The following is a 12,600-nucleotide window of genomic DNA, read 5'->3' as shown; positions in this document are numbered from 1 at the left end:
GCCCCCCCCGGCTTCCTGTCACTCCTTTTAAAATCCTGCCCATCTCTGGTTAAATGGAAACCCGCTTCCACCTGCCTTTACGGAACAGTATAAATGCAGCAATGGCAATGGCCGTTTCGGCAATGGGTATGGCAAGGAACACACCCAGCGGTCCAAGTCCCATTTGTTTTGCCAGGAAATAGGCAAGCGGGATCTGAAACAACCAGAAACCAAACAGGTTGATAATGGTGGGCGTTTTGGTATCACCGGCACCGTTAAATGCATTGGCCATCACCATGCCCACACCATAGAAGATGTAGCCGGTGCTGATCACCCGCAGTGCCTGAACGGCATACTGTTCCACTTGCGGATCCTTATTCATAAAACCAACAATGGCTTGTGGAAACAACAGGAACAAAAGCATCACCGTGCCCATAAACAGGGCATTGTATTGTGCCGTTTTCCATACCGATGTCTCGGCACGTTCCGGGTTTTTGGCACCCAGGTTTTGCCCCACCAGGGTTGCCGCAGCATTGCTCATACCCCATGCAGGCAGCAGGAAAAACATGATGATGCGGATGGCAACACCATATCCGGCCACGGCGGCATCGTTGTGAAAAGAGGTCATGATGCGGGCCAGTACGATCCAGCTTGCCGAGGCAATGAAGAACTGCACAAAGCCTACCCAGGAAATGCTGAACAGAGCCCGCAAAACGGGCCAGTCGATGGCAAAATGTTTTGGTTTCAGGCGAAACTGGTTATTGCCTTTGAACAGGTAGTACAACTGGTAGCAAACCCCGATGCCCCTGCCGGTGGCCGTAGCCATGGCTGCCCCGGTAAGCCCGAAGAAATGGATGAGGATGGGGCAGAGTACAATATTGCAGCCATTGGCCAGCCACAGCGACCGCATGGCAATAGCTGCGTTGCCGGCACCCCTGAACACACCGTTGATGAGGAAAAGCAACAGGATGGCAATGCTGCTGCCAAACACAATACGGGTATACATGATGCCTGTAGCCAGCACCTGTTCCGACGCGCCCATCAGTTCCAGTATCTGGCGGGCGCCCACCATACCGGCAATACTTACCCCGATGGCTACCATGATGCCCAGGTTGATGGCCTGCGCCCCGGTGTGCGCGGCGGCGTCAAAGTTTTTTTCGCCCACCCTGCGGGCAACAAGTGCCGTGGCGCCAATGCTGAATGCAATGGCTGCCGAATACAACAGTGTAAGAATGGATTCGGTAAGGATCACCGTGGCAACGGCCTCCTTGCCCAGTTTGCCCACGAAATAAATATCCACTACGGCAAATACCGACTCCATCATCATTTCAAGGATCATGGGTACGGCAAGGAGAAAGATGGCAAGGCGCATGCTGCCCGATGTATAGTCATGCTCCTCGCCCTTAAGTGCCTGCCTGATAAGGCCTGCCCAATACGCAGCTCTGGGCTTGCGCACAATAGTTTGCGACATGCAGTAAAATTATCTGAATGAAAAAGAGGGGTGCCGCTGGCACCGGTACTGATCTGGAGAAAGGATGGTCTTTAATTAAGACCTGGCAGTGAGCTTCATAACGGGGAGCGTTGAGGAAGCAAAAGTATCATTATTGTTTTCGTTTGCAAGCTGTACCGGAAAAAGATTTTTCGTTTGCCTGCCTGCTTCCTGCAGCAGCACGAATTAAGTAAGCAGCACTTAAAGGATTAACGCATGTAGGTAGGCATCTATGAACTGGTGCTTTTCTTTGCGCCGGTACTGCATTATAAATCGTGGGTGTGGCACCGGTATAATGGTGTCGAACCATTGGTGCTGTTCGTTCCATTGGTTCAGGTGTTTGTAATTTTTTTCGCCGCCAATACACACGCATCTGCGCCGGTCGATGTTGCAGTTTGCAAGCTGTTGCATGCTGTTGATGATAAAAGGGCTTACTGCTGCCAGCAAAGTTTTATCATCATAGTAGTTGATGTTTTTGCCCCCTTTTACAAAACCCAGCGGGCAAACCGAACCAATAAATACCTGGTTGTAAAAAAGCTCAGGCTCACCATAAGCCGCAATCATGTCGTAAATAAATTCGGCGCTCAGCTCTGTTTGGCTGCCAAACGGATGCGGGATGTTGCATGGATGGGTGAGCTGTTTGGGTGCCGTAAAATTTACACCGGTAACACCTGCGCCAAAGCGGCCCGGATTGATGCCCAGCATCAGCAGGCGCGGTTGCGTGTCGTTGAAATATTTATCGAAGAACAAGGCCATGGTTTGCTGCACTGCCGGCTCCTGTTGTGGGTGCAGCCAGCTAAATCCTTTAGGCAGCCTGCCCGGTTTCAGTTGTAGGTAATACCGCATCAGGAACTGCGCCCAGCTTTCAGCCATATGCTCCATTTGATACAATACTACAAAACCAGTGCGCAGCTATTGCCCGCACTACACGAAAAAGCCCCTGTGCCCGCTGCTGCCTGCAGCATGTCGGTACACAAAGGCCTGTATATATAGTGGGGTATACTGGATGAAAACTATTCAGTTCTTGTGCAGCTTATGGTTCAGCGAAAGATCGCCGCCACTGGTGCCGTCAACAAAATACCAGCTCTTTTCGTCCTGCAGCACAATGTGGTATTGGAGGCCGGAAGGTGTGGTGAGTTCGGTTACACCAAAAATCTTCTTGCCGGGGTATTTTTTATTAACCGCACCAGTTATAAACATGGGCAACGACTCCTTTGTATAATCGCGGCGCATGGTCTTCATGGTGCCATCTGCATCGTACTGAATGCGGCACTGGATATTGTTGAGGGTGAAGAAAACTTCATATCCTTCTTTGCTGTCGTACCATTTAATGGCATTGGCTGCGGGGAATGTTTCGCGGAAATGGCGCTCCAGTTCTTCATCAACGCCGGGGCCGGCAAATGAACTGAGTGAAACAAGCATGGCTGCGGCGATAAATAGCTTTTTCATGATCCAAAAGGTTTTAGGTGAGGTTTGTTTGTACTGCTAAACTAGTGTGGGTGCACCCTGGTTTCTAGGGCTATGTGCACCAGCGGCGGGGCATAAAATGACTTTTGCAATGCATCGGTTGGCAATGCGGGTGCAAGCGGTATAATTTCGGTAGTAGCGGCAGAAGGCCTTGATGAGAGACAAGGCTTCTATTGTTAAAACTGCTTAACAATCATGGTTTTACGGGATAAGCGGTAAGGCGGTTGGTGTCGTAGTTCTTGGTATGATGCCGGTAGCCAGGTGAAAGCCTGGGGCATAAAAAAAGCAACGCATTGCGGCGTTGCTTTGTATCGTTTAAAATGCTTTGTTAGTGGTGTGTCTGTTGCAGCAGGTCGGTAATATCAATTTGTGCTAGGTAGGGCTCCAAACCTTCCGTGCCGCTAAAAGACTTGAAGAAGGAAAGCTTGTTGGTATTTTTTACAAAATAGGCTTCCGCATAAAACTGGTTGATTTGGTATAGCATCACATCGTGACGGGAAGTTTGGCGTTCTTCCAGAAAACAGCCCTGCGTCAGCAACAGCAAACGTTGTTCGTTTCTCGGAAGTTGGTTAAAAGTTTCGCGGGTCATACCTATTTGGTTTAGAGGTTTGCAGTAGCACAAAGAGGGTGCCGTAAAAAAAGTGCTGCAAGCCAGGTTACAATCACCAATTATTATACATCGGGACCAGTTACAAGTGGGGTACGGGCAAAAACGGGTGTAGAAAAAGAGCCTCAACTAGCTCATCTTTATTTCTATCACCTGTTGCAATTTAAGTATTCCTGCCCGTAAGTATAACTTCTTATACTAAATAGCTGTTCCAGGCGTTGCCCCGCTGGGTTGCGTTGCCGTGCGGTAGTGCAGTTGACGCAGCCATTGGGCAAACTCAATTGCTTCCGCATAGCGTTGCACTTTGGACCTGCAGTGCAGTACGCCGCTACGCAGTAATTTTTCCTTTAGTACTGCGGTAAGGTGTGTAGAATAAATGATCACCGGCAGGTGCTGAAAACTCTGGCTTTCCTTCAGCAGTTCCAGCATCTGCTGGCCGTTGATGCCGGGCATGTGGTAATCGAGCAGCAGCACCGAAGGATATTGCCCGGGGGGCAGCAGGGCGAGGTGGCGCAGCGCGGCCTCTGCCGAATGGAAGTACAGGGCGGCATCCGGCCACCCAATATCGTTGAGCGCCAGCTGCAAAAGGTAGCGCTCTTCAGGATCATCGTCTACAATAAGCAGGGGATAAGGTGGTTGCATACGGTGGTGTTTTGGTGCTTGCTGGTGGGATGATTAAGGTACAATCATAATATGGCGATTGCAATGGTAAAAGCCGCGGATTTCACCACGTGTATTTACGATAACAGCAATAATGGGAGAATGGCCCAATGACCTAAAGGGGCGCCTTTCGATTGTATACAAAGCGTACAAAAGCGCTGCGGTCGGGCTGCGAGGCCAGGAAGAGTTGGTAGCGCCGGGTGCCGGCGGTAATGACCAGAACGGCAGTGTTGGGTGGAATGGAGCCCAGGTTTTCGGCCACCATTTCCACTTCGTACAAGGCGGTGTTGGCTTCTACATTCAGGTAGGTAGTAATGGCGTTGGCGGTAAGCTTCTGGTGTTGCAATACTACCTGCTTGTTTACCTTAACGGTAATGGAGTCGCCGTCAATTTCACCATTGTCGTAAAAGTCGAGGCGCACCTTGCCGGTATCAACAGCTATTTCGGGGATGTCTTTAAAAGCCGATTCGGCAATGCGGTGGAGCACAATGGTACCAGGCTGGCAGGGCGATTCGCTGTTCATGATCTTGCCGTCCCACACACCGGTAAGGGTTTCGTCGTTGCCATTGCGGCTGTACACCAATGCGTAGTTTTTGATACAAACAATACAATGGGGCGGAATCTTGAACGTGGTGACGATATCTTCCAGCACCGTGATCTTTTTGTCGGAGGCTGTGTAGGCGCCGGTAAAACTTTTCTTTACATAATTGTGTATGTCCAGATAGTGGTAAGAACTCCCCGTTACCCGCCCATCACTCACCGTGATCTGAAGTTCTATATGGTTGGTAGGAAAACAGCCGCCTGTCATTGTGAGGGTGCCTTTCCAGAAACCACTCAGGTTTTGGGCTTGCGCAGGCATGATGCCCGCCAGGAGTAGTATGCATAGAAGCCGGAACACGACCGGTAATAAGTTACGCAAATCCCAATCGCTGCACAAAAAGCCAATGGAGAACTACCTGTTTTGTATGCCGGCCGGGTTGCCACCAGGATAATTGCAATACCAATACCACGCGGCTTGTCCAATATCCTGATGGGGTGTAATTTGCACGGGTTATGGCAGCCAGTACAACAGAGATCAAACCGCGTTTTGCCCCCGAGGTAACTTTTGAAGTGAGCAGTGATGTGTTGGAGGAACGTACCACTATTGTACACTGCATCCTGCTGGAAGATTCCTTTATCCGCATATGGCCCACTACCTACCTGGTGCAGGACGATGGCGTGCGCAAACCCATGATACAGGCTTTCAACATTGTATCCTACCCCAACTGGAAGCTGGTGCCTGCTGGCCACCGCTTTACCCTGGTGTTTGAAGGGCTGGATAAGGGGTGTACCGTTTTCGAATTGGTGGAAGATATTCCCGAACCAGGCGGTTTCCGCTCCGGCCCCCTCCAGCGCAACAGCAGCGATGTGTATAGCCTGGAGGTGAAAGAATAGTTGGAAGACATGAAAGACAGAAGAGACGGGAAAGACAGGAAAGGGATTTCGTGCACCATGGTCTCATTCAATATTCACCATTCCCCATTTACGTTGCACCGCCTCTATCTCCCCGCCTCAATCCTTTTATCAAACCACAAAGTGCCAAAAGGCAGGAAAGCTGCAATGCCGCCGGTCAGCATTTTTCCAAAACTCCATTTAAGCACCTGCTTAACCAACAACAAGTGCAGGCAATAAAGGATAAACAAAATGCCGTGTGCCCAGCCTACATAGCGCACCATAGTGGGCATGTCCCACATATACTTCAGGGGCATGGCAATAAAGAGGAGTGCAAGCCAGGAAATAGCTTCAAGATAACCCAACAAGCGGAGGCGTTTTACGGTAGGATGCAGCTTCATGGCGCGAAGGTAAGGCCCTTACATGCTCTTCATTTTTGGGGTATGGAAATCGGCTGTTAAAACTTTGGCCTTCCGTACCTTGGGCTAAATACTACGCTATGCAACTGAAAATATTTACCGGCAACCCCGAACAACTGCAAAACGAGTTGACTGCCTGGATGCAGGAACACCGTCACCGCATCAGCCATGTGCTGCAATCGCAAAGTACCGACAGCAATGGGCAGGTGCTGCTCACCATCACCCTGTTCTATGAAATGGCCAATGTAGGCACCGGCCTTGGTTTCCGCATCGGCTCCTGATCTGTTTCAATCTGTTTTATCCGTTCAATCCGCGTTCCCATTTAATATGCGTATATCAACACTCCGATTTGGCGCGGCACTGCTTGCGCTGCTTGCCGGTAGCCCGCTCCTAGCCCAGCAAACCCAAAAGCCACCCCTCCACGGCAAACACTGGATGGCCATTACCGGTAAGCCCTTAGCCGCACAGGCCGGCGCTGCTGTTTTTGGTAAAGGCGGCAATGCCGTAGATGCCGCCTGTGCCATGCTGGCTGCCACCTGTACCATGTGGGATGTACTCAGCTGGGGTGGTGAAACACAGGCCCTCATCTACAATCCCAAAACAAAAAAGGTGATTGCCATCAATGCCATGGGCGTGGCACCCACCGGAGCTACACCCGAGTTCTTCAAAAGCAAGGGCTTCAATTTTCCGCCGGAGTACGGCCCATTAGCAGCCACTACACCGGGTACGCCAGGCGGCATCTGCCACATGCTGGCCGAGTATGGTACGTTGAGTTTGAAGGAAGTGCTGGCACCTGCCATGCAGCTGGCTGCAGGCTACCCCATCGAGGCGCAGACGGCCAACCAGATGGAGTCCAATAAGGACCGCATCAAGCAATGGCCCTATAGTAAAAAGGTGTTCCTGCCCCATGCCGGCCAAAAGCGGGAAGCACCCGAGGCCGGGGAGATCTTCGTGCAAAAAGACCTGTTGGCTACCCTCACCAAAATGGTGGAAGCCGAGCAGCAAGCTTTAAAACAAAAGAAAACCCGCAAGCAAGCCATCTATGCCGCTTTCGACCGGTTTTATAAAGGGGATATCGCCCAGGAACTGGTACGGGGTGCACAGGAGCAGGGCGGCCTTTTTACGCTGCAGGACCTCGCCAACTGGAAGCCTATAGAAGAGGAGCCCTTGAAAACAACCTATAAAGGCATCGAGGTATATAAACTTCGTGAGTGGACCCAGGGACCCATGTTGCTACAGGCACTCAACATCCTCGAGCAGTTCGACCTGAAAAGCATGGGCTATAATTCGGCGCGCTATATCCATACCCTTTACCAGGCCATGAACCTGGCCTTTGCCGACCGCGATTTTTATTATGGCGATCCTTACTTCGCACCACAGGAGCCCATCAGGGGTTTGCTCGATAAACGGTATGCCAAACAACGTGCAGCCCTCATCAACCCCGACCGCAACGATCCCAATATTGGCCCCGGTGATCCCTATCCTTTTGAAGGGCGTACCAACCCTTATCTAAACCTGATGCGTAGCCGCGGTTTTAGCATGGACACTACACCCCAACGGATGCGCAGCGTGGTGCCTGCACATGATGCCACATCGGCTGTGCTTACTCCCGAGTACATGGACCGTTTGTTGCGCGGCACTACCAGCGTGGAAGCTGCCGACAGTGCCGGTTGGGTAGTGAGCATCACGCCCAGCGGTGGCTGGCTGCCCGCCACCATTGCCGGCAATACCGGTGTGGGTATGAGCCAGCGGATGCAAAGCTTTGTGCTTGATTCGGCACTTAACCCTTTCAATGTTGTTGCTCCTGGCAAGCGGCCTAGAGTAACCCTCACACCTTCGCTGGCTTTGAAAGATGGCAAGCCCTTCCTGTCCTTTGCCGTGCAGGGTGGCGATACGCAAGACCAGAACCTGCTCCAGTTTTTCCTGAATATGGTGGAGTTTGGTATGACCGTGCAACAGGCAACGGAAGCCGCCAATATCAATAGCAACCAGCTATGGTTATCGCTGGGCGGCGAAAAGGAAGCCGACCGCAAGCCGGTACCCGGCAGCATCATCGTCAACGACCAAACGCCACCCTGGGTGCTTGCAGAGCTCCGCAAAATGGGGTACCGCACTACGGTACAAAGCCGCACCAGCGGGCCGATCAATGCTATCTGGTTCGACTGGAAGCATGGCTCGCTGTGGGGTGGCAGCAGCAACCATGGGGAAGATTATGGAATCGGCTGGTAGAACGGCTGATTTGTATGATCTGGCAGGTGCAGGAATTTGATTGGAGCATTCTGATTGAGGTGCCGGCCTCTTGAAAGCCTTTGTTAAACCAAAACCTTTTTTGGAAACAATGATGAGTATGCGGCTGCTTGGAAAAAGCATACAAATCATTTCTTAATCATAGAAATCTGCGGTTCCGGTATTAACATTACCATAAAACAAAAAAACTTGCGGGCAATTATTAACCACTACCTTCGTCCGGTTATTTGAGCTTTGCATCTAGTTCAATTGTTGGTTAGTCTTTGCTAGTCCTTCATTGCCTCTACGTTTGCTTCGCCTCAGACCATTATTTATTTTTTTAACCAACAACAATGAACATTTACGTTTCAAACCTGAGCTTCAACGTTCAGGACGAAGACCTCCGCGGTTTCTTTGCCGAGTACGGTGAAGTATCTTCTGCCAAAGTTATCTTGGACCGCGAAACCGGCCGCAGCCGTGGTTTCGGCTTCGTAGAGATGCCCGACAACGCTGCCGCTCAAACTGCAATTTCCGAACTGGATGGCGCAACCGTAGAAGGTCGCAACATCAAGGTTATGGAAGCTAAGCCTAAAGAAGATCGCCCTGCACGTGGTGGTGGCAACTTCGGCGGCGGTGGCGGTTACAACAAGCGCTACTAATCAGCTTTTGCTTTATAGCATTGAGCCCTCGCAGTTGCTGCGGGGGCTTTTTGTATTGTTGCACGCAACGACGCAACGGAGCGGCGGCGCAACGGGTTACAAATTATTGGCGATGCGGTGAATACCATTTTTAAGGAGCGAAACATTGAAGTTGATTAATAGCCCCAGTTTGATGCCGGAAAGCTTCAGGTAGGTTTGCAGCTGTTTAAAGTGAATATCTTTTAGCTGTTCTACACTCTTCAATTCTAAAATAACAAAGTCTTCAACAATTACGTCTGCTTTAAACCCTGCTTCTAGCTTAATGGATTTATGTACAACGGGTATGGCGTGTTGTCTGCGGAAATGAAATCCTTCTACCTGAAGTTCATAACATAGTATTTCTTCGTACACATGCTCAAACAGTCCAGGCCCATAGGTTCGATGCATAGCAAAGCAGATATCCAATACTCTCCTGGCTATTTCATTTTCCTGAATCATTGTAAGCAGCGTTGGTTTCCTAAACATAAAACCTAACATTGGTTTAATCAATGTATCCGTTGCGCCGTGGCTTCGTTGCGCCGTTGCGTGAAATGCCCTTACTTTGCGAATATTTTTAGCAAAAACACCCCGCCCATGGACCCCCTGCTGATCCTGCTCTGTATCCTGGTTGCCCTTGCTATTATCCTCATCATAGCCTTTCGGCCCAAACCCAATGCCAGTGTGGAAGCACTCTCCGCACGCTTTGAAGCCCTAACGCAACGACTCGATATCCTTACCGAGTCGCTCCGCACCGACCTGCGCGATAACCGTACGGAACTCGCCACTGCCTCGCGGGAAACCCGCCACGAAATAGCAGGCTCCATCCAGCAATTGCGTACTGAGCTTACCCAAACCCTCGGGCTCATCACCGAAGGTAACCGCACTGCTATGGCTGGCATCAACAACACGCTGGAGGAAAAGATGAATGCCCTGATGGAGCGGGTAGCCGAAAACAGCCGCGAGAACAGGCAGGCACTTTCCCAAAGCCTGAAAGAGTTTACCACCGAGCAAAGCACCAGGCTGGAAGCCCTCAAAAAAGTACAGCAGGATGCCTCCGACCGCAACATCATGCAGCTGGAGCGGATGAACACCCGCATGGAAGAAAAGCTGGCTGCGGTGAACGAACAGGCCAAGGCCGATAGCCACCTTATGCGGCAAACCCTGGAGGCTTCGTTCAAAGGATTCAACCAAACCTTTACCGACGGCGTGGACCGCCTCAACAGCGTACAACGCGAGAAGTTTGAAGCTTTGGAAAAAGAGCAGCAGGTACTGGTGCAGCATACCGAAAAGAAACTCGAAAACATCCGCGAGACTGTAGAAGAAAAACTCCAGAAAACCCTGCACGAACGCCTGGGTCATTCCTTCGAACAGGTGGGCCGCCAACTGGAAAGCGTACAGAAAGGACTGGGTGAAATGCAGACCCTTGCGCAGGATGTAGGCGGATTGAAAAAAGTGCTGAGCAATGTAAAAATGCGCGGCGGCTTTGGCGAAGTACAGTTGCAGATGCTGCTCGAAAACATCCTGGCACCCGAGCAGTACGGCGCCAACATTGCTACCAGGGCTGGCAGCCAGGAACGGGTGGAATTTGCCGTTCGTTTTCCCAACCGTGAAGGCGACCGCAACTATGTATGGCTGCCCATCGATGCCAAGTTTCCCAAAGACGCCTACGAACACCTGCAGGAAGCATACGACCATGGCGATCCTGCGCTTATTGAAGCAGCGCAGAAGAACCTGGAAGTGGTGATCAAGAAGATGGCGAAAGACATTTGTGAAAAATACCTCGATCCGCCCAACACCACCAACTTCGGTATCCTCTTCCTGCCTTTCGAAGGTTTGTTTGCCGAAGTAACCCGCAAGGCCGCCCTGCTCGAAGATATTCAGCGCACCTGCAACGTGGTGATCACCGGCCCTACCACGCTGGCTGTTATCCTCAACTCACTGCAGATGGGCTTCCGCACCCTGGCCATCCAGAAACGTAGCGGCGAAGTGTGGCAGGTGCTGGGCGCCGTGAAAAAAGAGTTCGAGCAGTTCGGTGGCTTGCTGGAAAAAGCACAAACCAATATCCAGCGCGGTCTCAACGACCTTGAGGGTGTGGTGGGCGTACGCACCCGCGCCATCCAGCGCAAGCTCCGCGGTGTGGAAGTGTTGCCCGACGCAGATAATGATATGATGTTGGAGGAAGAGTAAGTTGTATAGCGGTTGTCGTTATAGCTATGGATAGCTGCATGCTGTGAGCCGCCAGTTTTTAGCTTCAAGCCGCAAGCTTCAAGCTTCATGTATATGTAACAGGGTTTTATTAACCTGGTGCTGATACAGGTTCCTATCATCTTGAATTTGTGCTAGCAAATAATTAGCCCACGGTTTCAACCGTGGGTTTAACGTTTGTGTATGAGCGAACAAAACCGTTTTAACGGTTTCACCGCAGCTGGTTGAAAACCACTTGCAATAAATCCTCATTTGGGCCGTGGGCAAGGTTTTACCTGCCATCAAGCCCTGCAGCAAAGTACATCGTACTGGCAGTTTTAGCCTTTTGCGCCGCACCGCGTGCCCTGTTAAATCCAAAATCGTAAACCGGAATCCCGCTTTGGAGCTTACATTTGCATGGCTTTTGCGCTAATAGTATTATGGAAAAAATCGCACGTTCGGAAGTACTCCTTTACCTGGAGCAGGATATTGAAGATGCTATGCCTAAATACCTCAAACCCATTGAGGAAATGTGGCAGCCCGGCGACCTGTTGCCGGACAGCACCCGCGATGACTTTTTTGACCAGGTAAAAGAACTGCGGGAAAAGGCTGCCGGTCTTTCCTACGACCTGATGGCCGTGCTCATCGGCGATACCATCACCGAAGAAGCCCTGCCTACCTACGAAAGCTGGCTGATGCTGGTGCAGGGAATGCGCGACGACCGCGACGGCGGCTGGAACAAATGGGTGCGTGCCTGGACGGCCGAGGAAAACCGCCACGGCGACATCCTCAACCGTTATCTCTACCTCTCCGGCCGCATCAACATGCGCCAGATGGAAATATCCACACAGCACCTCATCAACGACGGTTTCGATATCGGCACTTCGCACGATCCTTACCGCAACTTTGTATATACATCTTTCCAGGAATTGGCTACCAACGTATCGCACCGCCGTGTGGCCCAATACGCCAAGAAGGCCGGTGAGGACGGCCTGGCAAAAATTTGTGGTCACGTGGCTTCCGACGAAATGCGCCATGCCAATGCCTACAAATCATTTGTAAGCCGCATCCTCGAAGTGGATCCCAGCGGTATGATGATCGCGTTTGAAGACATGATGCGCAAAAAGATCGTAATGCCCGCACACTTCCTCCGTGAAGAAGGGCAGGCACAGGGCGATGCTTTCGAACATTTTGCCGATGCCGCACAACGCCTCGGTGTGTACACTGCTGTTGACTATGTAAACATTTTGGAAGGCCTGATTGCAGACTGGCAGATCGATGCCGTAAGCGGCTTGTCGGATGCTGCTGAAAAAGGCCGCGACTATATCATGGCACTGCCCGCACGTTTGCGCCGCATTGCCGAACGCATGAAACCGCAACCCCACGAATACAAGTTCAGCTGGATTGCAGGTTAATAAGATGCCATCTCTTTTGGAGATGGCATCTTTGTTTTCAGATCAG

Annotated in this window: 14 protein-coding genes; 6 read left to right on the top strand and 8 right to left on the bottom strand. The window is 51.2% G+C overall.

The genetic code is table 11. The annotated features are described in order from the left end of the window. Window positions 1-49 precede the first annotated feature (49 nt). The 6 genes from BUE76_RS02060 to BUE76_RS02035 all read right to left on the bottom strand — a co-directional run bounded on the left by BUE76_RS02060 (window position 50) and on the right by BUE76_RS02035 (window position 5,061). On the bottom strand, window positions 50-1,450 hold the full coding sequence (locus BUE76_RS02060; protein ID WP_073048033.1) for an MATE family efflux transporter: 1,401 nt from the start codon (window positions 1,448-1,450) through the stop codon (window positions 50-52). Between the two features lie 219 nt (window positions 1,451-1,669). Next, window positions 1,670-2,341 carry a uracil-DNA glycosylase family protein gene (locus BUE76_RS02055; RefSeq protein WP_158069914.1) on the bottom strand — a complete coding sequence of 224 codons (672 nt, stop codon included), beginning with the start codon at window positions 2,339-2,341 and terminating at the stop codon, window positions 1,670-1,672. A 144-nt stretch (window positions 2,342-2,485) separates the two neighbouring features. After that, window positions 2,486-2,917: a hypothetical protein gene (locus BUE76_RS02050; RefSeq protein ID WP_073048027.1), complete on the bottom strand. Its 432-nt coding sequence runs from the start codon at window positions 2,915-2,917 to the stop codon at window positions 2,486-2,488. A gap of 346 nt (window positions 2,918-3,263) precedes the next feature. Next, window positions 3,264-3,524, bottom strand: a complete 261-nt coding sequence (locus BUE76_RS02045; RefSeq protein ID WP_073048024.1) for a hypothetical protein — start codon at window positions 3,522-3,524, stop codon at window positions 3,264-3,266. A 216-nt stretch (window positions 3,525-3,740) separates the two neighbouring features. Next, window positions 3,741-4,184, bottom strand: a complete 444-nt coding sequence (locus BUE76_RS02040) for a response regulator (RefSeq protein ID WP_073048022.1) — start codon at window positions 4,182-4,184, stop codon at window positions 3,741-3,743. 133 nt (window positions 4,185-4,317) lie between these two features. Next, a complete protein-coding gene (locus BUE76_RS02035; protein ID WP_073048019.1) occupies window positions 4,318-5,061 on the bottom strand; it encodes a hypothetical protein in 744 nt (247 codons plus the stop codon). A gap of 194 nt (window positions 5,062-5,255) precedes the next feature. Here BUE76_RS02035 and BUE76_RS02030 point away from each other — a divergent pair, with 194 nt between their 5' ends. Then, the gene (locus tag BUE76_RS02030) at window positions 5,256-5,636 is read left to right on the top strand and encodes a hypothetical protein (protein ID WP_073048016.1); all 381 of its coding nucleotides are present in this window, start codon (window positions 5,256-5,258) and stop codon (window positions 5,634-5,636) included. Between the two features lie 104 nt (window positions 5,637-5,740). On the opposite strand, the gene BUE76_RS02025 is transcribed toward BUE76_RS02030, so the two are convergent. Beyond that, window positions 5,741-6,034, bottom strand: a complete 294-nt coding sequence (locus tag BUE76_RS02025) for a DUF3817 domain-containing protein (RefSeq protein WP_073048013.1) — start codon at window positions 6,032-6,034, stop codon at window positions 5,741-5,743. A 98-nt stretch (window positions 6,035-6,132) separates the two neighbouring features. Between BUE76_RS02025 and BUE76_RS02020 the strand changes: the two genes are divergently transcribed. The 3 genes from BUE76_RS02020 to BUE76_RS02010 all read left to right on the top strand — a co-directional run bounded on the left by BUE76_RS02020 (window position 6,133) and on the right by BUE76_RS02010 (window position 8,937). Then, window positions 6,133-6,333, top strand: coding sequence for a hypothetical protein (locus BUE76_RS02020; RefSeq protein WP_073048011.1), 201 nt, complete (start codon window positions 6,133-6,135; stop codon window positions 6,331-6,333). Window positions 6,334-6,379: 46 nt separating this feature from the next. Next, the gene (locus BUE76_RS02015; RefSeq protein ID WP_083596708.1) at window positions 6,380-8,281 is read left to right on the top strand and encodes a gamma-glutamyltransferase family protein; all 1,902 of its coding nucleotides are present in this window, start codon (window positions 6,380-6,382) and stop codon (window positions 8,279-8,281) included. Between the two features lie 350 nt (window positions 8,282-8,631). Further along, complete coding sequence (locus BUE76_RS02010) at window positions 8,632-8,937, top strand: RNA recognition motif domain-containing protein (protein ID WP_073048009.1); 306 nt, start codon at window positions 8,632-8,634, stop codon at window positions 8,935-8,937. A gap of 96 nt (window positions 8,938-9,033) precedes the next feature. Here BUE76_RS02010 and BUE76_RS02005 read toward each other — a convergent pair whose 3' ends face one another. After that, window positions 9,034-9,414 (bottom strand): GxxExxY protein, encoded by a 381-nt coding sequence (locus tag BUE76_RS02005; RefSeq protein ID WP_216820612.1) that lies wholly within the window; start codon window positions 9,412-9,414, stop codon window positions 9,034-9,036. A gap of 135 nt (window positions 9,415-9,549) precedes the next feature. Here BUE76_RS02005 and rmuC point away from each other — a divergent pair, with 135 nt between their 5' ends. Together rmuC and BUE76_RS01990 are read left to right on the top strand one after the other, a co-directional pair. Beyond that, on the top strand, window positions 9,550-11,142 hold the full coding sequence (rmuC, locus tag BUE76_RS02000) for a DNA recombination protein RmuC (protein ID WP_073048007.1): 1,593 nt from the start codon (window positions 9,550-9,552) through the stop codon (window positions 11,140-11,142). A gap of 437 nt (window positions 11,143-11,579) precedes the next feature. Then, window positions 11,580-12,554 carry an acyl-ACP desaturase gene (locus BUE76_RS01990; RefSeq protein WP_073048003.1) on the top strand — a complete coding sequence of 325 codons (975 nt, stop codon included), beginning with the start codon at window positions 11,580-11,582 and terminating at the stop codon, window positions 12,552-12,554. Window positions 12,555-12,600: the final 46 nt, after the last annotated feature.

The organism is Cnuella takakiae (assembly GCF_001953305.1).
Lineage (GTDB): Bacteria > Bacteroidota > Bacteroidia > Chitinophagales > Chitinophagaceae > Flavisolibacter > Flavisolibacter takakiae.
This window is presented reverse-complemented; position numbering and strand designations above follow the sequence as displayed.